A 22,745-nucleotide genomic window follows, 5' to 3' on the forward strand; every position below is an offset into this window, starting at 1 on the left:
AAAATTATTCGTAAAGATAAAACATTCTTTCCATCATTTTCCATTTCTGACTGGAAGAACTTCCTTTCTCGCAGTCCTGGAACATGGCCACATAGTCTTCCCACTCTGCCTGTCGTGGTAGGGAGGCAAGTTTGGCCATCGCCGTTTTCCAGTCAAAGTCGAGCGGTGTCTCCACAATCATAAACAGGCGATTGCCGAGGATGTAGATCTCCATCTCCAGAATACCTACGGCGCGAATGCCTTCCCTGATCTCGGGCCATGCATGATAACGGTCATGGGCCTTTTTGTACTTGGCAATCAGCGCTTCGTCGTTTTTCAAATCCATCGTCTGACAATACCGTTTTACCGGCATGTTGTACATCTTACATTGGTAACCAGTTGTCTTACTTTCCATATAGTAGTCTTTTCATTGTTATTTACGGTATGCAAAGATAAGCAAACAATTCCAGAAGACAACAGATAATTGTCGACTTTGAATGGGACGAAATCGACGGAGTTAAAAAGCACTCTGATAAAGTCCTGCTTTTATAGAACAATATCGATATCAGATAGTGAGTTTTCGGGGTATCAGTAAAATAATCTCCCAAAAAGTTGCATATATGAAAAATTATTTGTTCTTTTGCGGTCAGAATCGACATCAACCGCTTATTATGAACTATCCTATCGATAAACTCCACCTGCTAACCCTCAACGTGGGACTTGCCAACCACCACGGTGACTGGAACTGGAAAAACGTGCGCAGTCCGTTTGCCCGTCTTTATTATGTCACCGAGGGAACGGCTCAGATAGAGATGCCCTCAGGCGTGTACACGCTGACTCCCCACCATCTATATTTTATCCCTGCCTACACCAAACACAGCTATATCTGCGACTCAACATTCTCGCATTACTATATCCACATCTATGAGGACCTGCAGAGTGAAATGAGTATTCTCGAACAATGGGATTATCCCATGGAGGTGAATGCATGCAATACCGACCTGGAACTCGTCAAGCGTCTTTGTTTCATCAACCCCTTCCTGAAGTTGCCCCAGTCGAACCCCGACGCATACGACAATCACCAGACTCTAGTCAGTAACCTTCAGCTGAACCAGCGCCGTCCGTTCTGCGACAAGGTGGAGTCGCGGGGCATCCTCTTCGTGCTCATGTCGCGCTTCCTAAAGTATGCCACACCTAAGGCCGAGGTCAGGGACGACCGTATCCAAGTGTCGCTGGACTATATCCGGAAAAATATCGGCTCCCGCCTCGACATCGACCTGCTGGCCGACAAAGCCTGTATGTCTAAAGACCATTATATCCGCGTCTTTAAGCGTGAGACAGGCGAGACGCCCAATGTCTACATCACCAAACGGAAGCTCGAAAAGGCAGAGCTCTCACTGGTCACGACAGCATTGCCCATCAAGAGTATCGCTGACTCACTGGGGTATGACGACTATTCCTACTTTAACCGTATCTTCAAGAAGAATGCCGGCGTCACGCCCCTGCAATACCGCGAGAGTCACTTTGAATGAATATCTAAACAACAAACAATATGCAAAAGCAACAATCATCTTTGATAACTAAGGACGGAGTGAGCTATCTATTGCCGTTCATCCTCGTCACGTTCTGCTTTGCCCTCTGGGGCTTTGCCAACGACATCACCAACCCAATGGTGAAAGCGTTCTCGAAGATTTTCCGCATGAACGTGACCGATGGCTCACTGGTCCAGGTAGCCTTCTATGGCGGCTATTTCTGCATGGCATTCCCCGCTGCCATCTTTATCCGCAAGTTTTCCTACAAGGCCGGTGTGCTCATGGGGCTCGCCCTCTATGCCGCAGGCGCCCTACTGTTCTTCCCTGCCAAGGGCATAGGCATCTATGGATGCTTCCTTGTGGCTTATTTTATCATGACTTGTGGACTGTCGTTCCTTGAGACCTCTTGTAATCCCTACATCCTGACGATGGGACCAGAAGAGACTGCCACCCGCCGCCTGAACATGGCCCAATGTTTCAACCCCTGCGGTTCGATCATCGGCATGTTTGTGGCCATGAACTTCATCCAGGCCAAGCTGAACCCCATGAGCAGCGACGAGCGCGCCCTGCTGAGCGACGCAGAGTTTGAGGTATTGAAGGACGCCGACTTGAGTGTTCTGATATCGCCCTATCTTATCATCGGACTCGTCATCGTGGCTATGTTCCTGCTGATGCGATTCACCAAGATGCCTAAGATTGGCGACGCCAACCACGACATCCATTTCCTCGTCACCATCCGCCGCATCTTTTCGCTGAAATACTACCGCGAGGGTGTCATTGCCCAGTTCTTCTACGTTGGCGCCCAAATTATGTGCTGGACCTTCATCATCCAGTACGGCACCCGGGTATTCATGGCTGAGGGAATGGATGAACAGAGTGCCGAGGTGTTGTCGCAGCAGTTCAACATCTACGCGATGATTTTCTTTATTTGTTCGCGTTTTATCGCCACCTTCATGATGAAATATGTGAAGCCCGCCATGCTACTGGCTATTTTCGGAATCCTGGCAATGGTGTTCACGGCAGGCGTCATCGGGTTCCAGAACCGCATGGGCGTCTACTGCCTCGTTTGTGTGAGTGGCTGCATGTCACTCATGTTCCCCACCATCTACGGCATAGCCCTTGACGGACTGGGTGACGATGCGAAGTTTGGCGCGGCAGGTCTGATTATGGCCATCCTCGGAGGCTCTGTATTACCTCCGCTTCAGGCTATGATCATCGACCAAGTGACGGTGTTCGGCAATTTCCCCGCCGCCAACGCATCGTTCGTACTGCCACTGATCTGCTTCATCATCGTCACGGCCTATGGTTTCAGAATCCACTACGCAAGAGAAAAGGTAAAAGTCTAAAAAAAATAATATGGTATACAACGAGATTGGAAAAACAGGCATGAAGGTGTCGAACCTCAGTTTCGGCGCCTCGTCATTAGGAGGTGTCTTCCACGGTATTCGCGAGGAAGAAGGCATCCAGGCCGTACACACGGCAGTCGACAATGGCATCAACTTCATCGACGTATCCCCTTACTATGGTCACCTAAAGGCCGAGATGGTTCTGGGGAAGGCCCTGAAGGAGATTCCTCGTGACAAATATTTCCTTTCCACCAAGGTGGGACGCTACGGCAAGGACGGCGTGAACACATGGGACTATAGTGCCCGGCGCGCCACAGAGAGCGTCTATGAGAGTATGGAGCGCCTGAATGTGGATTATATCGACCTGATCAACGTTCACGACATCGAGTTCCAGGCAGGCATGGAGGGAGGCCTGCAGAAAGTCTGCGACGAGACCCTGCCCGCCCTTGTGGAACTGAAGAAGAAAGGCATCGTGGGGCATGTGGGCATCACCGACCTGCAGCCAGAGAATCTGAAGTGGGTTATCGAGCATTGCGAAGAGGGTACGGTGGAGAGCATCCTGAACTTCTGCCACTACAGTCTGAACGACACATTGCTCGTAGACTATCTCGGCTTCTTCGAGCAGCATGGCGTAGGCGTCATCAATGCCTCACCGCTGTCGATGGGCCTGCTATCCCAGCGCGGTGCCCCCGCCTGGCATCCTGCCGGCAAGGATCTGCAGAATGCTTGTGCCCATGCCGCAGCCTATTGTCAGGAGCAGGGCTACCCCATTGAGAAGCTCGCCATCCAGTTCTCCACCAGCTATAATCCCCGCATCGCCACCACCCTCTTCAGTAGTGCCAATCCCGACAATGTGCTGAAGAACATCGGCTACGTAAACGATCCTATGGACGAGGCTTTGGTGCAGAAAGTGCAGGAGATTATCGGCGACCAGATGTTTGTAAGATGGAAGAATTCTTGAGAAAGGTAAATAAAAAGGTAAAAATGAAAGCAATTCAGATAAGTGAACCTTCTGTGATGAAGGTGATTGATATCGCCGAGCCCAAGATGGGCGACGATGAGGTTTTATTGAAAATGAAATATGTAGGATTCTGCGGCAGCGACCTCAACACCTTCCGTGGCGGCAACCCTATGGTAAAAATGCCAGTAGTACCAGGCCATGAGGTGGGTGCAGAAATTGTCAGTGTAGGCAAGAACGTGCCCGAGGGCCTGAAGCCCGGTATGACCGTCACAGTGAACCCATACACCAACTGTGGCAAGTGTGCCTCATGCCGTAATGGGCGTGTAAATGCCTGCGAGCACAATGAGACACTGGGTGTCCAGCGTTGGGGAGCCATGTGTGAGTATATCGCCCTGCCTTGGGAGAAGGTGATTCCCGCTGGTCTGCTCACCCCCCGCACTTGTGCACTTATCGAGCCGATGAGTGTTGGCTTCCATGCTGTCAGCCGAGCCCAGGTCACCGATATTGACGTGGTGCTGGTCATTGGCTGCGGTATGGTTGGCATGGGTGCTGTGGTGCGTTCTGTTCAGCGTGGTGCTACCGTCGTGGCTGCCGATATCGACGACGAGAAGTTGGCCCTTGCCAAAGAGATGGGAGCCAGTTATACCATCAACACCATGACCGAGGATGTACATGCACGGCTGCGGGAGATGACCTCCGGGTTCGGCCCTGATGTCGTCATCGAGGCAGTTGGCAGTACGCCCACCTACCAGATGGCCGTCGACGAGGTTGCCTTCACAGGCCGCGTCATCTGCATCGGTTATGCCAAAAGTGAAGTATCGTTCCAAACCAAGTACTTTGTACAAAAGGAGCTCGACATCCGAGGTTCCCGCAATGCACAGCCCTCTGACTTCCGTGCCGTCATCCACTATCTGGAACGTGGTACTTGTCCCGTCGACCGCCTGATTAGCAAAGAGGTGAAGCCTGAGGATGCCGAGACTGCCATGAACCAATGGGCAGAGAACCCTGGCAAGGTATTCCGCATCCTCGTCGATTTTCAATAAAAAACCTATAGTTATGAGAAGAATGTTCGTCGTTATAGCCTTGGCCTGCCTTACCCTGCAGGCCTCAGCACAGCAGATGATGTCGCCTAATGGCTGCATCACTGCCAATCTCAACAACGGTGGCCTTACCGTCAGTTTCAACCAGAAGCAGGTGCTCGACATCCCTGTCGTGGGTTTCGAAGGCATGACCACGCCCCAGCCATTCTGCTTCCGCCGTCACTTCAAGGAGGAATACGCCATGCTGGGCGGTAAACGGCTACAGTGCAGCAACGAGGCCAACGAATACGTCTCAGCCCTGGGTCAGGATGTCAGAATGATTGTACGCTTTTATAACGACGGCATCGCCTTCCGTTATGAATTCACCAACCTCAAGGATGCCGTACTGCCCAAAGAACTTACCACCTACCGCATTGCCGAAGGTACTAAACGTTGGATGCAGCAGTGGACAGACTCCTACGAAGGGTTCTTTCCCCTCACAACTTCTTACAAGACTCTGCCTGTGCGCAATTTCAGCGGCGTCACTAAATCTGCTGACGGATGGAACATCCGCTGGGGCTATCCCACCCTCTTGGAGCCTATCGACGGTGTGTTTACACTTATCTCCGAGGCCAATATCGAGCATGGCCAAAGTGCCTCCTGCCTCTATAACGACAAAGAACTCTTCCGAGTCACACCTGCCGAGAACCCGCTTCATTTCAGTGGTAACTGGCACACGCCTTGGCGAACCGCTATCATCGGCAACCTTGCAGACATCATAGAATCTACGCTCATCACCGATGTCTCTGAGCCCTCCCAGCTGAGCGACATCGAATGGATTCAGCCCGGCGTGGTATCATGGATCTACTGGGCTTATAATCATGGTTCCAACGACTACAACATCATCCGTCAGTATGTAGATATGGCAGTCAAACTCCATCTGCCTTATGTGCTCATCGATGCCGAGTGGGACGAAATGCTCAACGGAAAGACCATTGAGGACGCTGTTAAATATGCTGTCAACAACAAGGTCAAGCCCATCATTTGGTACAACTCATCCGTGGGTTGGATCGATGGCGCCCCCACCCCGAAGTTCCGCCTCAATAAGCCTGAGGACCGCGAGAAAGAGTTCGCTTGGTGTGAGAAAATCGGTGTGGCAGGCGTGAAGATCGACTTTTTCTCTGGCGACAGTCAGCTTAACATGGACTATTGTATCGACCTGCTTGAGAGTGCCGCACGCCATCACCTGCTGGTCAACTTCCATGGTGCCACAGTACCCCGTGGTTGGCAGCGCACGTGGCCTAATCTCGTATCAACCGAGGGTGTCTATGGTGCCGAGTGGTATAACAACGTACCCACATTCACCACACAGGCCGCCCGCCACAATGCCACCCTGCCCTTCACCCGTAACGTCATTGGTCCGATGGACTACACCCCTTGCGCCTTCAGCGATTCCCAGCATCCCCATATCACCAGCAATGCCCATGAGCTGGCGCTCACCGTACTCTACGAGAGTACCCTACAGCATCTCGCTGATAAACCTGAGAGTTATTATGCTCAGCCTCAGCAGGTACAGGATTTCTTTGGGCAGCTGCCCACCGTGTGGGACGAAACCCGTTTTGTAAGCGGTTACCCTGGTGAGAGTGTGGTGCTAGCCCGCCGTAATGGCAACACTTGGTATGTGGCAGGCATTAACGGCCGCGACGAAGCCCAGACCCTCAACCTCGATCTAAGCTTCATCCCTGGCAGCCAGGCTACTGTTTTTGCCGATGCCGCCAATAAGGCATGGGACATTCACACCGTCAAGGCCCTCCCCACCGAGATGGCCCTTCAACCCCGAGGCGGTTTTGTGCTCGTCATACCACAATCTTTTGAGTTTAATGGCAAGTATCTCTCTCAGAGCGGTGAAATACTATTCAGGTCTACGGGCGATAGCCTCTATGTTGACATTGCCCAAAGCCACCGCAATGTATCTGCCTTCAAACTTGTAAAAAATAAAGAGAGTAAGAAGTCTACGACCTATAATGCCTATGAGCGCTATATGAATAACGGTCGCGAGACTTACAGAGAAGTATTCATCAGAGTCACCAGAATCAGGAACAAGGAATATCTGCTTGAATATTTCGGCAAAGACAAAGACCGCGACTACAACTCAAACGAAAGATATACCATTAGGGCTATAGATTAAACTGCACTTTTTGCGAGAAAGACTATGTTTTTTGGCAAAAAGTATGGGAGAATCAGGAATATTTTGTAATTTTGTAGCAGATTCAACAAACTAAATAAACTACAAAACAATGAAAAAGATATTCCTGACTCTCCTCGCCCTGACGATGGCCGGCATGATGATGGCCCAGAGCGACAAGGCAAACGATGTGATGAAAACCCTGCGACTCGCCAACGACTATTTCATGGCGAAGTATGCCGACCCGACCCTACCAACGAACGTAAACCGTATTCGTCCCTCGTCGCTATGGACTAGGGCCGTATACTACGAAGGGCTGATGGCGCTCTATGAGATAGACCCTCAAGAGCGATATCTTGATTATACGGATCGCTGGGCCAACTTCCACCAATGGACACCACGCAATGGCGTGAAGACGAATGATGCTGATGACCAGTGCTGCGGACAGACCTACCTGGAACGCTACTTCCAGAGTGGCGGTGAGGAGAAGATTGCCAAAATCATTGAGAACCTTGACAACCAGATGAAAACCCCGAATAACCAGAAGCCGGAGGCTGAAGGATCACTCTATGGCTGGTGGACATGGATAGATGCCATACAAATGGCCATGCCACTTTATATGCAGGTTTATCAGGTAACAGGCGACCGCAAGTATGCCGACCACGCCATGAAGATGTATCGTTGGAGCCGTAACACGCTGGCTGGCGGACTCTTTAACGAGAAAGAGGGGCTATGGTGGCGTGACAAGGACTATGTGGCTCCCTACAAAACTCCCGACGGAAAGAACTGCTACTGGAGCCGTGGAAATGGATGGGTGTATGCCGCCTTGGTACGTTGCATGAACCTATTACAGCCTAATGACAAATACCACAAGGAGTTGAAAAAGGACTTTCTGCTGATGAGTGAGGCTCTGAAGAATTGTCAGCGCCCCGAAGACGGACTTTGGAATCCAAGTTTGGTCTCTTATGCCGACTTCGGTGGTAAGGAGATGAGTGGCACGGCACTATTTCTTTATGGTATGGCGTGGGGCATCCAAAAGGGTTATCTGAAGAGCACTGTCTACAAGCCCGTTTGCGATAAGGCATGGGAAGGTTTGGTGCACGACTGTGTACATCCCGACGGATTCCTCGGATGGGCACAGGGTACTGGCAAGGATCCTTCTGCAGGACAACCCCTCTCTTACACTAAAGTGCCCGACTTCGAAGACTATGGTACAGGCTGCTTCCTCCTCGGTGGTGTTGAATACTATAATCTCGTAAAATGAAAAGAAAGATTATTGCAATAACGGCTGTGCTGATGACGCTAAGTGCATCAGCACAGCGTCATTTTGAGTGCCTGAATGACGGATGGGAATTTAGACTCAACGATGAAGGGCCATGGAAGCAGGTGAATGTTCCACACGACTTCCAGATAGAACAACCCTGGGTGGCTCCGGCTGCCGATGAGAAGGCCGATAACACTGACGTGGCAGCCAACATCAAAAGCCGTCTATCAAGCCGTGGCTTCAAGGAGATGGGCAAAGGCTACTACCGTCTGCACTATACACCGTCAAAAGAGTTGAAAGGCCAGCGCGTCTTACTTGACTTCGAGGGTATCATGTATACCGCCGATGTCTATGTGAACATGAAGCACGTAGGTGGTACCAATTATGGTTATATTGGCTTTGAAATCGACATCACCGACGATTTAGAATACGGAAAAGACAACCTGATAGAAGTGGTGGCCGACACCCGTGAGCCAGGCAACTCCCGTTGGTATACAGGTGGCGGACTATTCCGTAACGTGAGCATCTTCAGCACTCCGAAGGATCTATACTTTGGACGTCATCCCCTCTACATCACCACACGCGATAACAAATTCGTCAGCATCAGTGCCGAGTTTACCAACCTCACGAAAGAAAAGGCAACCATCATTGCCATAGAAATACTGGCCCCCGATGGCAAATGCGTCTATAATGAGACCATTGCCCTGAAACGTCACAAGATGGCCCGCCACCAGGAGGAGCGCATCGCCACCGACGTGAAAATCACTAATCCGAAGATTTGGGATCTCGATACGCCTCATTTATATAAGGTGAAGGCCCAACTACTGCGTGAAGATGGATCGGTTGCCGACGAGGTAAGCGATGACTTCGGCATCCGCACCATAGAGTTCGGTCCTGATTTCGGATTGAAACTTAATGGCAAGAAAGTAATCCTGAAGGGCTATGCCAATCACCACACGCTGGGAGCCCTCGGTGCTGCGGCCTACCCCAAGGCTATCGAGAAGCGCCTGAAGCTGATTAAGGAGTTTGGCATGAACCATATCCGCACCTCACACAATCCCTATAGCCGCGATTTCATCCGTCTCTGCGACAAATATGGCATCCTGCTCGTCGATGAACTCTACGACAAGTGGACCCGTCAACATACGGGGGGAAAGGTACCTTTCGAACAACTCTGGCAAAATGACGTACCAGAGTGGATAAAGCGCGACCGCAACTCCCCCTCTGTCATCCTTTGGAGTCTGGGCAACGAACTGCAACAGGATCCCAATATGCCATTCAACGACTTTGGCGTAACAATGTACAAACTACAGAAAACACTCCTGCAGCGTTACGACTCCACCCGCCTAGTGACTGTAGCCATGCATCCCAGATACCGCAACTGGGAGACAGACTCCCTACCTCATGACCTCGCCATGCAGACGGATATTCAGGCCTACAACTACCGCTATATGTACTTCCCTGGCGACGGTCACCGCTTTCCATGGATGACATTCTACCAGAGTGAGGCCTCGATGGCAGCCATGGGGCCGAACTATTTTGAAATGAACCTCGACAAGGTAATCGGTCTAGCCTACTGGGGCGCCATAGACTACCTAGGCGAGAGTCAGGGATGGCCCGCCAAGGGATGGGCGCAGGGCTGTTTCGACATCTCCTTGGAGCCAAAACCCAAAGCCTATCTGATGAAATCGATCTTCAAGCCCGAGGAGCCATTAGTTCATATTGCCGTCATCGACAAAAAGGGAGATATGATGTGGAACGGCGTGCAGACGGGCAACGACGGCATGAGCGACCACTGGAACCGAATGGCTGGGCAAGAATTGAGCCTTATCACATATACGAATACCGAAGAGGTAGAGCTACTGCTCAACGGGAAGAGTCTGGGCAAAAAGCTGAATCCCAAAGACGACACAAAACAGCGCAACCAAATACGATGGAATAGCATCAAGTATGCTGACGGAAAGTTGGAAGCTATAGCCTATAACAACGGAAAGCCCATAGCACGCCACAAGATCGAAACCACCGGCAAAGCCGTTAAATTGGTGGCTACACCTGAGGATAACCAATGGAAGGCCGATGGCACCGACCTGATGCACATCCGCATTGAGGCCGTGGACAGTAAGGGCCGCCGTGTGCCGATGGCGCAAGATGAGTTGAAATTTGAGGTGGAAGGCGATGCCAAGATTGCGGCTGTAAGCAATGGCGACATCAACAGCGAAGAACTAAATGTAACTAGCCATCGCCGGCTGTGGAACGGTTCTGCTTTGGTAATCCTCCGTGCAGGTAAGACACCCTCGAAGGTTACCCTCAAGACCACAAGTGGGGCCTATAAGACCATTATCACTAAACTCACTACGCAATAATGGGTCTCCAAAAATAAAAACTCATATTTATTTGGTATTTCGCTCGAATTACATTATCTTTGCACGCAAGAAAACCCAAAAACAATGAAAAAGATTATGAATTGGGTGATCGCCGCCACCCTCATTTGCGGCGCAACAACCTTTTTGACGGGTTGCAAAGAAGCTAAGACAAATGAAAGTAGTGCCGCACAGACTGTGTCGAGTGAAGAACTAATACGAACCAGCCAGAGCTGGGACGGCGTAGAATTGCCCGACTATTTCGAGGGCCGACCAGAATTGGTGGCCGTGAAGTACGTGTTCCCGGCTGGTCAGAAGCTGGGTTGGCATCATCATCCTGTAATGAATTACGGCGTACTGGTGCAGGGCGAACTGACCATCATCGGCCAGGACGGTAAGGAGAAAGTGGTTCATGAGGGCGAGGCTGTCGTAGAGATGGTAAATACCATCCACCACGGTGAGAACCGAGGCACAAAGCCCGTCATCCTCTACATGTTCTACCTCTCGCAGGACAGCCTGCCACTAGCCGTACAGCATCCCGAGATTCCACTGGAATAATCAAGTCGCATGATGTGTAAGACACTAATCTTTACAAAGAAATGAACAAGAACGAGCAATTTGTAATCACGATTAACCGCGAGTTAGGAAGCGGCGGTCGCACTGTAGGTCGCCTGTTATCAGAGAAATTAGGAGTGCCCTTCTACGACAAGGCAGTTATCGAAGGTCTGACCCAGAAGTCCGGACTCTCACCAGAGCGCATTGAGGAAATCAAGGCACAGAAGAAATCATGGTGGAATGACATCAACACCTATTACCAGACGCTTGTCAATAGCGCCAGCATGCCCATGGAGGCGGAAGTGAAGCTCGACAATGCCTCGATGTTTGCAACCGAGCAGCGCATCCTGCAGGAACTGGCCACGCAGACATCATGCGTAGTGGCAGGCCGCACGGGCTTCATGGTGTTCCGCGAATGGCCTAATCATTTGAACATCTTTATTCAGGCCTCAATGGAACATCGCGTCCAGCGCGTCATGCGCCGCCAGAATGTCAGCGAACAAGAGGCCCGCGCCATCATTGAGAAGATGGATGCTACCCGTGAGGCATACATCAAGAAGTACGAGGACACCTCGCGCTACGACACTCGCAACTACCAGCTCGTCATCTCGATGGACGACCTGAGCGAGGCTGATGCTGCAGAGATTATCATGGACTTTATCGACCGTTCGAGCAGCAAATAGTTTACCAAATTGTTCGAATAAACAATGGCAAACAAACCATTAGACACCGAACTACTGGACCGCGCCATCGTGTTTGCCGTCCACGCCCATGCAGGAACCGAGCGCCGTGGTAAGGGGTTCCCTTATATCGTGCACCCCATGGAGGCCGTGGAGATTGTAGCCACGATGACACGCGACCAGGAGCTATTGGCCGCAGCTGTCCTTCACGATACCGTGGAGGACACCAACGTCACCATAGAGCAGATTCGCGCCGAGTTCGGTGATCGTGTGGCCTCTTTTGTTGCTGCAGAGAGCGATGAGCCCCATCAGAGTCAGGACAGCATAGAAAACTGGCGAGCCCGTAAGCAGGCCGCTATCGACCGTCTTGCCCATGCCTCCCGCGAAACCAAGATAGTAGCCTTAGGCGACAAACTATCAAACATGCGAGCCATCGCCCGCGACTATGCTGAACAGGGCGACAAGCTCTGGAACATTTTCCATGCCAAGGACCCCAAAGACCACGAGTGGCACTACCGAGGGCTGGCCGCATCGCTCCGAGAACTCCAAGACACCGTTGCCTATAAGGAGTTTGAACATCTTATCAATCAAGTGTTTCCTCCAAACCCCTTTGCCTTATGAACTACCAACTTGACCTGCACGGAGAAACGCTCATGAAACAGTATCACGAGCGGATTCCCGTCTATGAACGTCTGTCGCACCTGGCCGACGAAACACTACGCAATGTCCTCGATGCCCAACATGTGAAGGTGACAGCCATGGAGCATCGTATAAAGACCGAAGCGTCGCTTGCTGGAAAGCTAGAATTGAAGGGGGGCAAGTATAAAACGCTGGACGATGTAACCGATATCGTGGGATTACGTGTGGTAACGTTCTATAGTGCTGATGTAGACAAAGTAGCCGCCATCGTGAACGAAGCGTTCATTGTAGATAGGAGAAACTCTGTCGACAAACGCAAGCAACATCGCTTAGACAGCTTTGGCTACAATTCGCTTCACTACATCTGCCGATTGCCCAAAAATGTCGTCGACGATCCGGAAATGCCACTGCTCAACGAACTACGCTTTGAGATTCAGATGCGCACAGCTCTACAGCACGTATGGAGTACACTCGACCATGACATCGGCTACAAGGGCGACGTGAAGATTCCCCACGAGTATATTCGGCAGTTCAGCCGTATGGCCGGCATGCTTGAGTTGATGGATGAGGAATTCAGCCGACTGCGCAATGTCCTGGTTGACTATCGCCGCCAGATGCTGGCCTTGGAAGCTTCAGGACAGCTCGATGGTGTGAATCTGAACAGCGACACCTTCCGCCGCTATTTAGAGGCACGTCCCTTCGATCGTCTGAATAAGCGCATTACCGCCATCAACCAGGCCGAGCTGTTTCCTGTGCCGATGATGCCCTATCTGCGGGTACTACAAGAACTGGGCATGGAAACACTTGGCGACGTAAACCGTCTCGTCGAGGAGTACAGCGACGATGCCTACAGGCTGGCGGTATCACTGCTTGGAGCTACCGACCTCGACATCCTCTCGGAGAACATTGGCATCCAGAACCTCTGCTATGTTTATGTACTGAAACAGGGTGAGGGCCCGGCAGGCCTCTGCCGGATATTCGACTTGTTAAACGGCTACCAACCTGGTAACATGTCTATCGCCAAGAAAGTGTTCGAGCAAGCTCAGAAGTTATCATTTGAATAAAGAAAATCGCAACATAGAAATGAACAAGAACGAACAATTTGTAATTGCTATCAACCGTGAGCTAGGAAGTGGCGGTCGCACCGTTGGCCGTCTATTGGCAGAGAAATTAGGGGTTCCCTTCTACGACAAGGCTGTCATCAAGGCCTTGCAGGAGAAGTACAACCTCACGACTGCTGAGATTGAGCGGATGAAGGGCCGTAAGCACAGCTGGTGGGCCGACGTGGAACGTATCCTGAAGATAGACTCAGGCATGGGCATGAACTATTACTTACCACAAAAGAGCGATGCCCCCGACCTGCTGACCACCGATGAGATGTTCAAGACCGAAACACTGATATTGCAGGATCTCGCTGCCGAGCAGTCATGCATCGTGGCAGGTCGCAGTGGCTTCCACGTATTCCGCAATCACCCCAATCACTTAAGCATCCTCATCCAGGCATCGATGGACCACCGTGTAAAGCGCGTGGCCCGCAAGCAGAACATGTCGGAGGACGAGGCCCGCAAGACTATCGAGCATGTGGACAAGATGCGCGAGAACTACGTCAAGAAGTACACTGGCACCTCGCGCTACGACACGCGCAACTACCAGCTTGTCATCTCTGCCGACGGCAAAACAGAAGAGCAAATGGCAGACATGATCATGCAGTACATCGGATAAACATTCCGTTGTTAAAGTAAAGTGACAGCAAAAGAAAAACGAGCTACATCTCTGTAACTCGTTGACTTTTCTTTGGTAGCGGGAGCCGGGATTGAACCGGCGACCTCATGATTATGAATCATGCGCTCTAACCAGCTGAGCTATCCCGCCATCTTGCTGTTAAGCGGGTGCAAAGGTACTACTTTTTTGGGAACTAACAAAATTTTTCGATAAAAATATTTTGTATTTCGGATATTTTTCGTAATTTTGTGGCGAAGAACAGTCAATAACTAACCCCTAAAGCGTATGGGAAAGCAAAGAATAGACATTGAATATCCCCTGAACACGAAGTCGCCGAACATCGTGTGGGAACAGATCAGCAGTGCGCACGGTCTCGAGCGTTGGATTGCAGACCACGTGACGGAAGAGGATGGTGTATTCACCTTTACCTGGGGTGAGCCTTGGACGGATCAAGATGTCAGAAGGGCATCTCTCGTGGAATATGTGAAATACGACCATATCAAACTTCAGTGGGAAGAGGAGGACGATGATTCGTTCTGGGAGATGCGCATCGGGAAGAGCGACCTGACGCATCATCTGGACCTGCTGATTACCGACTTTGCGGATGATGACGATGCCGACGGGTTGAGAATCCTCTGGGAGAGTAATCTGGAAAGACTGCACAGAGCCAGCGGACTGTGAAAAAGGCGAGAAAGTAAAAAGGTAAAAAGGGAGGGAAGAGGAGGTTTTATACGCGTACATTGTTAATAATTGTAGCGCAAAGGCAACTTTTCACTTTTCACTTTTCACTTTTCACTTCTTTTTTGTACCTTTGCACGCTGATTATGTTCCGCATTAAGAAATTAGACATATTCATCACGAAGCAGTTCGGCCTGCTGTTCGTAGGAACGTTCTTCATCTGCCAGTTTGTGTTGATGATGCAGTTCCTGTGGCGCTACGTCGACGAGGTGATTGGCAAAGGTCTCTCTTTGGATATTTTAGCCCAGTTCTTCTGGTACATGGGACTGATGCTGATGCCACAGGCGTTCCCATTGGCCATCCTACTTTCTTCACTTATCACATTCGGTAATCTGGGTGAAAGCTCAGAGCTTACAGCCATCAAGGCAGCAGGCATATCACTGATCCAGGCATTCCGCTCCCTCATAATAATATCGGTACTGATGGCGGGCATATCGTTCTACTTCCAGAACATAGTGGGTCCTCGAGCCAATCAGGACTTCTACCGATTGCTTCTGGGTATGAAACAGAAAAACCCAGAAGCAGATATACCCGAAGGCATGTTCTACTCAGGCATTCCCAGCACAAACATCTATGTGCAGAAGAAGGATATGAACACAGGTATGCTCTACGGCATCATGATCTATAGGATGACGGGCAGCTACGAAGACCAGGCCATCATCCTCGCCGACTCGGGCATGATGCAGTCGACGGCAGAGAAGAAGCACCTGCTGCTGAACCTCTATGACGGTGTCTGGAATGAGAACATGCGCTCACAGGATCTGGCAGAGACAGCCAACGTGCCCTATCGTCGCGAGACATTCTCGTCGAAGCGCATCGTGCTCGATTTTGACGGAGACTTCAACCTGGCTGACGTGAACGAAATTGCAGGAGACGCCAGAGCCAAAGGGTTGGGCAAGATCCTGCATGACCTCGACTCCATCAAGGAATTCAACGACAGCGTAGGTCATGCGTTCTACAAGGAAGCCAAAAGCTACTATTTCAGATTACCGGAAATCGGCAAGCAGGACTCGCTGAAGATTATGAAGGAGGTGGCACAGGAAACCGCCAACTTCGACACGCTCTTCAACCGCCTTCCCGACACGCAACAGCAGGAGGCTATCAGGATGGCTATGAACAATGTGCAGTCAGTGGCGAGCGACCTTGAGATGAAAGCCGTCTATGCCAAAGCTCTGCACCGTCAGGAGAGAACCCATCAGATACAGGCCATCCTGAAGTTCACGCTGTCATTTACATGTATCATCTTTTTCTTTATCGGTGCCCCCTTGGGAGCCATCATCCGAAAAGGAGGTCTGGGCGTACCCGTCATCGTGTCGGTGCTCGTATTCATCATATACTACATCCTCGACAGTACCGGACAGAAGATGGCGCGCGACGACCAGTGGACGATGTGGTACGGAATGCTCATCTCCACCGTCATCCTGACGCCTATCGCAGTCTTCTTTACCTATAAGGCCAACAACGACTCGGTGGTGTTCAACATCGACATGTACAAGCATGTGCTGTTCAAGATGCTGGGACTCCGAATGAAACGTCATGTCAGCAGCAAGGAGGTAATCATTGAGGATCCGAAATATCAGGAAGACGCCGATAGCTTGTTGCATATTAATGAGGAAATCGGCCAGTATATCGCCCAGCACAAGCTGTTACACCTGCCCAATCCCATCGAAGTGTTCTTCCGTCCTGGCGACGACCAGACGATAGAGCGCATCGTGGAAGAGTTGGAGGCTGTCATCGAGGATCTGGGCAACACGAAAGACCGTCAGATCATCGCCTATCTGAACCACTACCCCATCGTGGCAACCCATGCCCACACCAGACCGTTCAGACAGAAGTGGCTCAACATCGTCACCGGACTGATACTGCCCGTAGGACTTTTCTTCTATCTGAGGATGTGCCGTTTCCGTCTCAGGCTACGGAAAGACCTGAACAAAATCACGGAGACCAACGGACTTGTTGTCAACCGCATTGCCCAGATGGTAACTCAAGAAGCAAAAGCATAACATTATATAAGGTAATACATATTTAATATATAAAAGATGGAAGAAACAAGACTCAACACCATAGAGGAAGCCATAGAGGACTTCAAAAACGGTGAGTTTGTCATCGTTGTGGATGACGAAGACCGTGAAAACGAGGGCGACCTGATTATCGCCGCCGAAAAAATCACTGCCGAGAAAGTGAACTTCATGCTGAAGAATGCCCGTGGCGTACTCTGTGCTCCCATCACCATCGAACGCTGTAAGCAACTCGACCTGCCCCATCAGGTGCAGGACAACACCTCCGTACTCGGCACCCCATTCACGGTAACCATCGACAAGCTCGAAGGCTGTACTACCGGTGTCAGTGCCCACGACCGTGCAGAGACCATCAAGGCCCTGGCTGATCCAACGGCTACCCCGCAGACCTTCGGACGTCCCGGACACGTGAACCCCCTCTATGCCCAGGACAACGGTGTGCTCCGTCGTAGTGGACATACAGAGGCGGCTATTGACCTCTGCCGTATGGCTGGACTCTATCCCGCAGGTGCGCTGATGGAGATCATGAACGAGGATGGAACGATGGCACGCCTGCCCCAGCTGATGACATTCGCAAAGGAGTGGAACCTGAAGCTCATCAGCATCAAAGACATGATTGCCTACCGTCTGAAGAAAGAGTCGCTCATTGAAGTGGGCGAAGAGGTGGACATGCCTACCGACTACGGCCATTTCCGCCTGATACCCTTCCGTCAGAAGAGCACCGGTCTGGAACACCTCGCCCTCATCAAAGGCGAGTGGAAGGAGGATGAGCCCATCCTCGTTCGCGTCCACTCTTCCTGTATGACGGGCGATATCCTTGGCAGTAAGCGTTGTGACTGTGGCGAGCAGCTACACAAGGCCATGCAGGCCATCGAGAAAGAAGGCAAGGGCGTGGTGATCTACATGCAACAGGAAGGCCGCGGTATCGGACTGATGAATAAGATTGCCGCCTACAAACTGCAGGAAGAAGGACTCGACACGGTGGACGCCAACGTACACCTTGGCTTCAAGCCTGACGAGCGCGACTACGGCTGTGGTGCCCAGATGCTTCGCCATATCGGTGTACACAAGATGCGCCTGCTGACCAACAACCCCGTCAAGCGCGTCGGTCTGGAGGCCTACGGTCTGGAGATTATCGAGAATGTACCCATTGAGGTGACTCCCAACCCCTACAACATCCGCTATCTCGAAACGAAGAAGAACCGCATGGGACATACACTCCACTTGAAATAATGCTCAGATTGTCACTTTTTCGCCGCAAAAAGTGAAAAAGTGGCATATTCTTTGCGTATTCAAAAATAAAATGCTTACTTTTGCACAAAATTTCGTAAACATATGGCACAATTATCCAATCGTCTGCAGCGTTTAGCACCATCCGCTACGCTGGCAATGTCACAGAAAAGCTCAGAAATGAAAGCACAGGGTATCGACGTGATTAACATGAGCGTGGGAGAACCCGACTTCAACACCCCCGACCATATCAAGCAGGAGGCCAAGTTGGCTATCGACGAGAACTACTCCAAATACTCGCCTGTTCCCGGCTATCCCGATCTGAGGCAGGCCATTGCCCGTAAGTTGGAACGTGAGAACCACCTGCACTACACGCCCGCAGAGATTCTCGTGTCGAACGGTGCCAAGCAGAGTGTCTGCAACACCGTCATGGCGCTGGTGAACGATGGTGAGGAGGTGATTATCCCTGCCCCCTATTGGGTGAGCTATCCCCAGATGGTATTGTTGGCAGGAGGCAAACCTGTCATCGTGGAGGCAGGCTTCGAGCAGAATTTCAAGATGACGCCCGAACAGTTGGAGGCAGCCATCACCCCGAAGACCCGCATGCTCATCCTCTGCTCCCCCAGCAACCCAACGGGAAGCGTCTACAACAAGGAGGAGCTGAAGGCTCTGGCCGATGTGATTCTCCGCCATGAAGACCTCTTCGTACTGGCTGATGAGATTTATGAGCACATCAATTATATCGGCAAGCATGAGTCGATAGCCCAGTTCCCAGGCATGAAAGAGCGCGCCATCATTGTCAATGGCGTGTCGAAAGCCTATGCCATGACAGGCTGGCGTATCGGCTATATCGCTGCCCCGGAATGGATTGTCAAAGGTTGTAACAAATTGCAGGGCCAGTACACCAGCGGTCCATGCTCCGTCAGTCAGAAGGCGGCGGAATATGCCTACACTGCCAGCCAGGAGTGTGTGGAGACGATGCGCCAGGCTTTTGAGCGCCGTCGCGACCTCATCGTGAAGCTCGCCAAGGACATCCCCGGGTTGGAAGTCAATGTGCCCGAAGGTGCCTTCTACCTCTTCCCGAAGTGCAGTAGCTTCTATGGAAAGAGCGATGGCGAGACCACCATCAACAACTCCACCGACTTCGCGATGTACCTGCTCGAGAAGGGTCATGTCGCCACAGTCGGAGGTGATGCTTTCGGTGACCCGGAATGTTTCCGTATGAGCTACGCTACAAGTGATGAAAACATCATTGAAGCGATGAAACGCATCAAGGAAGTTGTTACAAAATTGAAATAAATCAAGAAAATCATAGTTAAAAGTTATTAATTCGTTCGTTATAATCAACGAATTTAGTATCTTTGCGAGGTGATTTTGAGAATCGCAGAGTTGTCAAACTACATAAAAAGACGTAACTCTCACTAATTCGATTATTTACAAACAATTAATTCATTTAATAACTAAAAAATTAAAATTCAAATTTATGGCAACAACAACAAAGGCTGCAGCCCCAGCTAAAAAATCGGGCTTTCAGGGTGTAAAAGCTGCATGGATTATCCTCGTTATCTGCTGCATCGCAGGTTACAGCGTTTGGTACTTCGTAATGGGTAACCCCGATAACTTCATCGGTGGCGACCGTTCTGGTCACCCCGCAAACCTGCTTGGTACAGTGTATAAGGGAGGTTTCGTTGTAGGTCTTATCCTCACCCTTCTCTTCACCGTTATCTGCCTCGGCATCGAGCGTTTCTTCGCTATCCGCACAGCTTCTGGTAAGATCAACCTGGCTAAGTTTACTGCTGATGTCAAGAACCTTATCAAGGCTCAGAAGTTCGATGAGGCAAAGGCTCTCTGCAACAAGATGCAGGGTACAGTAGGTAACGTGGTTCTCTCTACTATCAGCATGTACCAGACAGTAGAAGGCGACGACACACTGAAGAAGGCCGCTAAGATTGCCAAGATCCAGCAGGCTCACGAGGAGGCTGTTCAGCTTGAGATGCCTACCCTCCAGATGAACATGGCAATGGTTGCTACCATCGTATCTCTCGGTACTCTGACCGCTCTGTTCGGTACTGTGCTCGGTATGATCGGATCATTCCAGGCTCTGTCTGCAGGTGGTGGTGCTGACTCTATGGCTCTGTCTGCCGGTATTTCTGAGGCCCTTGTGAACACAGCATCTGGTATTTTGACCTCTTGGGTTGCTACCGTTGTTTACAACTTCTTCTCAAACAAGATTGACAAGCTGACCTACGCAATGGACGAGATTGGTTTCACAGTAGCAGCTACTTACGATTCCAACCACAACGAGGCTTAATTCTTAACCATTCACTTTTAATAAGCAATTAAAAAGCATATAGAGAATGGCTAAAATTAAGATACAGAAAAAAGACATCTGGATTGACATGACGCCTATGTCAGACGTGATGACGCTGCTTCTGTGTTTCTTCATGTTGACTTCAACATTCTTGACACCGGAACCAGTATCTGTCACCGCGCCTAACTCAGTGTCAGAGCTGAAGATTCCAGAGCAGGATGTCCTGAACATTCTGGTAACCCCAGAAGGCAAGGTGTTCTGCGGTACGGAAAACAAGAACAACATGCAGGCAATGCTGGACGCTATGACCGACAAGTTCGGTGTTCAGCTGAACCCCACACAGGTAAAGCACTTCCGTGAGGATGCTATGGTGGGTGCCGCCATGAATCAGCTCGCCACCTATCTGAGCCTTGAGCCGGAGAAAATGGGTGAGGCCATCCAGAAGCTCGGTCTTCCCCTTGACAGTATCAAGGGCGGTAAGAGCGAATTCCAGGAGTGGGTCACTGCGGCCCGCGATGTGAACCCTGACATCAAGCTCGCCATCAAGTGCGACTCCAAGACTCCCTATGCGAAGATCAAGCTGTTGATGTCAGAACTTCAGGACATGAGCGAGAACCGTTTCCAGCTCATTACGAATCTCGATGTTAAACGTTTAAACGACTAGTAGTATTATGGCAAAAAAGAATCTATCCAAGCAGAAAAAGATGGATACCCGCGTGAACTTCACGCCGATGGTAGACATGATGATGCTTCTGATCACCTTCTTCATGCTGTGTACTACACTGGCCAAGCCGCAGGCCATGCAGCTGACCATGCCGTCTAACGACGACACATCACAGTTGAACGAAGAGCAGAAGCAGGTTACAAAGGCTTCTCACACCATCACCCTTTACCTGGGTTCCAACGACAAGGTATGGTATATAGCTGGTCTGCCCAACTATGACGACCCCTCTTGTGTCAAGGAGACCACCTATGGTAAGGATGGTATTGAGAAGGTGCTCAACGAGCATACCACAGAGGAAGGTATCAACCCGATTGCCAAGATCAAGCTGGCCAAGAAGGAACTCGATGCCAAGAAGAATGAGTACAACTCGAAGATGACCGACGAGCAGTATCAGGAAGCCTTGAAAAAGCTGAGGAAGGGTGAACTCCCCGACGGCAGCAAGGTGCCCACGATGACCGTCATCATCCGCCCGTTGAACACAGCGACCTACGAGAACATGGTAGCCGCTCTTGACGAGATGCTGATTAGCAATATTGATAAGTACGTCATTGACAATGTCGACAAGATGAGCCAAGAAGACAAGGACCTCATCGCGAAGGCAGGTGTTAAATGATTAACCCCTAAAAGTAAGAAAGAACTATGGCAAAAATAGATCTTATTGACAACAGCTGGGTCGACCTCGTATTCGATGGTAAGAACCAGGCTTACGGAGCTTATCAATTGCGCAAGAACACCGGTGTTCGAAATCTGAAGGCCCTGATTACAATGTTCATTGGCTTTGCCATCATCGCAGCCATTGTCATTGCCAAGGTATCTATCGAAAACTACATTGCTTCTCAGAATGCTGCCATCGAGGCCGACGTAGAGCTGGCCAGCCTGGCAGAGAAGAAGGAGGCAAAAGTTGAGAAGAAAGACGAGCCCGAGCCCGAGAAGATTGAGATTGAGCGCGTAAAGAGCTCTGTAGCATTCACCGTTCCTGAGATTAAGAAGGATAACGAAGTGAAGGAAGAGCAGGAGATGAAGTCTCAGGAAGAGCTCCAGCAGACCAACACCGCTATCGGTGCCTTCAACGTTGAGGGTAACGACGAGACAGGTGGTGAGGTGCTCAAGGCAAAGGAAGTGATTGCCGAGCCCGAGCCCCCGAAGGTGGAGGAATCAAAGGTATTCGACGTCGTAGAGGAAATGCCCCAGTTCCCTGGCGGTCCCTCAGCCCTGTTCGAGTATCTGTCGAAGAATATCAAGTATCCGGTAGTAGCCGAGGAGAACGGTGTACAGGGTCGTGTTATCGTAACCTTCGTCGTAGAGCGTGATGGTTCTATCACCGACGTCAAGGTTGTGAAGAGCGTTGACCCCTCACTCGACAAGGAGGCACAGCGCGTGGTTAAGTCCATGCCGCACTGGATTCCTGGTAAGCAGAACGGTAGCGCAGTACGTGTGAAGTACACCGTTCCTGTAACCTTCCGTCTGCAGTAATACTATTAA

General features: G+C 50.7%; 21 protein-coding genes and 1 tRNA gene. 20 read left to right on the forward strand and 2 right to left on the reverse strand.

Features of this window, described 5'->3' with window-relative positions:
• Positions 1–4: 4 nt before the first annotated feature.
• Complete coding sequence (locus BMY16_RS11745; RefSeq protein WP_091842677.1) at positions 5–394, reverse strand: L-rhamnose mutarotase; 390 nt, start codon at positions 392–394, stop codon at positions 5–7.
• A gap of 256 nt (positions 395–650) precedes the next feature.
• Here BMY16_RS11745 and BMY16_RS11750 point away from each other — a divergent pair, with 256 nt between their 5' ends.
• The 12 genes from BMY16_RS11750 (at position 651) to BMY16_RS11805 (ending at position 14,242) form a co-directional block, all read left to right on the forward strand.
• Entirely contained in the window at positions 651–1,511 is an 861-nt protein-coding gene (locus BMY16_RS11750) for an AraC family transcriptional regulator (RefSeq protein ID WP_091842678.1), read from the forward strand.
• Positions 1,512–1,531: 20 nt separating this feature from the next.
• Positions 1,532–2,857 carry an L-fucose:H+ symporter permease gene (gene fucP / locus BMY16_RS11755; RefSeq protein WP_091842680.1) on the forward strand — a complete coding sequence of 442 codons (1,326 nt, stop codon included), beginning with the start codon at positions 1,532–1,534 and terminating at the stop codon, positions 2,855–2,857.
• Between the two features lie 10 nt (positions 2,858–2,867).
• On the forward strand, positions 2,868–3,818 hold the full coding sequence (locus BMY16_RS11760; RefSeq protein ID WP_091842681.1) for an aldo/keto reductase: 951 nt from the start codon (positions 2,868–2,870) through the stop codon (positions 3,816–3,818).
• Between the two features lie 23 nt (positions 3,819–3,841).
• On the forward strand, positions 3,842–4,861 hold the full coding sequence (locus BMY16_RS11765; RefSeq protein WP_091842739.1) for a zinc-binding alcohol dehydrogenase family protein: 1,020 nt from the start codon (positions 3,842–3,844) through the stop codon (positions 4,859–4,861).
• A gap of 13 nt (positions 4,862–4,874) precedes the next feature.
• On the forward strand, positions 4,875–7,025 hold the full coding sequence (locus BMY16_RS11770) for a glycoside hydrolase family 97 protein (RefSeq protein WP_091842683.1): 2,151 nt from the start codon (positions 4,875–4,877) through the stop codon (positions 7,023–7,025).
• A 109-nt stretch (positions 7,026–7,134) separates the two neighbouring features.
• Entirely contained in the window at positions 7,135–8,286 is a 1,152-nt protein-coding gene (locus BMY16_RS11775; RefSeq protein ID WP_091842684.1) for a glycoside hydrolase family 88/105 protein, read from the forward strand.
• Positions 8,283–10,649, forward strand: coding sequence for a glycoside hydrolase family 2 TIM barrel-domain containing protein (locus tag BMY16_RS11780; protein ID WP_244513045.1), 2,367 nt, complete (start codon positions 8,283–8,285; stop codon positions 10,647–10,649). The genes BMY16_RS11775 and BMY16_RS11780 overlap by 4 nt, the downstream gene beginning before the upstream one ends.
• An 84-nt stretch (positions 10,650–10,733) precedes the next feature.
• Complete coding sequence (locus BMY16_RS11785) at positions 10,734–11,204, forward strand: cupin domain-containing protein (protein WP_091842688.1); 471 nt, start codon at positions 10,734–10,736, stop codon at positions 11,202–11,204.
• A gap of 41 nt (positions 11,205–11,245) precedes the next feature.
• A complete protein-coding gene (locus tag BMY16_RS11790) occupies positions 11,246–11,884 on the forward strand; it encodes a cytidylate kinase-like family protein (protein WP_091842689.1) in 639 nt (212 codons plus the stop codon).
• 24 nt (positions 11,885–11,908) lie between these two features.
• The gene (locus tag BMY16_RS11795) at positions 11,909–12,502 is read left to right on the forward strand and encodes an HD domain-containing protein (RefSeq protein WP_091842691.1); all 594 of its coding nucleotides are present in this window, start codon (positions 11,909–11,911) and stop codon (positions 12,500–12,502) included.
• Complete coding sequence (locus BMY16_RS11800; protein WP_091842693.1) at positions 12,499–13,584, forward strand: GTP pyrophosphokinase; 1,086 nt, start codon at positions 12,499–12,501, stop codon at positions 13,582–13,584. The genes BMY16_RS11795 and BMY16_RS11800 overlap by 4 nt, the downstream gene beginning before the upstream one ends.
• Before the next feature lie 19 nt (positions 13,585–13,603).
• Positions 13,604–14,242 (forward strand): cytidylate kinase-like family protein, encoded by a 639-nt coding sequence (locus tag BMY16_RS11805; RefSeq protein ID WP_091842694.1) that lies wholly within the window; start codon positions 13,604–13,606, stop codon positions 14,240–14,242.
• 73 nt (positions 14,243–14,315) lie between these two features.
• Here BMY16_RS11805 and BMY16_RS11810 read toward each other — a convergent pair.
• Positions 14,316–14,392, reverse strand: a tRNA-Met gene (locus tag BMY16_RS11810).
• 135 nt (positions 14,393–14,527) lie between these two features.
• Here BMY16_RS11810 and BMY16_RS11815 point away from each other — a divergent pair.
• The 8 genes from BMY16_RS11815 (at position 14,528) to BMY16_RS11850 (ending at position 22,736) form a co-directional block, all read left to right on the forward strand.
• Complete coding sequence (locus BMY16_RS11815; RefSeq protein WP_091842696.1) at positions 14,528–14,923, forward strand: START-like domain-containing protein; 396 nt, start codon at positions 14,528–14,530, stop codon at positions 14,921–14,923.
• A 143-nt stretch (positions 14,924–15,066) separates the two neighbouring features.
• Positions 15,067–16,983, forward strand: a complete 1,917-nt coding sequence (locus BMY16_RS11820; protein ID WP_091842697.1) for an LptF/LptG family permease — start codon at positions 15,067–15,069, stop codon at positions 16,981–16,983.
• Positions 16,984–17,019: 36 nt separating this feature from the next.
• The gene (locus BMY16_RS11825) at positions 17,020–18,231 is read left to right on the forward strand and encodes a bifunctional 3,4-dihydroxy-2-butanone-4-phosphate synthase/GTP cyclohydrolase II (RefSeq protein WP_091842699.1); all 1,212 of its coding nucleotides are present in this window, start codon (positions 17,020–17,022) and stop codon (positions 18,229–18,231) included.
• A 102-nt stretch (positions 18,232–18,333) separates the two neighbouring features.
• Entirely contained in the window at positions 18,334–19,527 is a 1,194-nt protein-coding gene (locus BMY16_RS11830; protein ID WP_091842701.1) for a pyridoxal phosphate-dependent aminotransferase, read from the forward strand.
• Between the two features lie 184 nt (positions 19,528–19,711).
• A complete protein-coding gene (locus tag BMY16_RS11835) occupies positions 19,712–20,539 on the forward strand; it encodes a MotA/TolQ/ExbB proton channel family protein (RefSeq protein ID WP_091842702.1) in 828 nt (275 codons plus the stop codon).
• Positions 20,540–20,585: 46 nt separating this feature from the next.
• Positions 20,586–21,203, forward strand: coding sequence for an ExbD/TolR family protein (locus BMY16_RS11840; RefSeq protein WP_091842704.1), 618 nt, complete (start codon positions 20,586–20,588; stop codon positions 21,201–21,203).
• 7 nt (positions 21,204–21,210) lie between these two features.
• Positions 21,211–21,876 carry an ExbD/TolR family protein gene (locus tag BMY16_RS11845; protein WP_091842706.1) on the forward strand — a complete coding sequence of 222 codons (666 nt, stop codon included), beginning with the start codon at positions 21,211–21,213 and terminating at the stop codon, positions 21,874–21,876.
• 26 nt (positions 21,877–21,902) lie between these two features.
• Positions 21,903–22,736 (forward strand): energy transducer TonB, encoded by an 834-nt coding sequence (locus tag BMY16_RS11850; RefSeq protein WP_091842708.1) that lies wholly within the window; start codon positions 21,903–21,905, stop codon positions 22,734–22,736.
• The last annotated feature ends 9 nt before the right edge of the window (positions 22,737–22,745 follow it).

Origin of the sequence: Prevotella sp. ne3005 (assembly GCF_900110085.1) — a bacterium.
In the GTDB taxonomy this organism is placed as follows: domain Bacteria; phylum Bacteroidota; class Bacteroidia; order Bacteroidales; family Bacteroidaceae; genus Prevotella.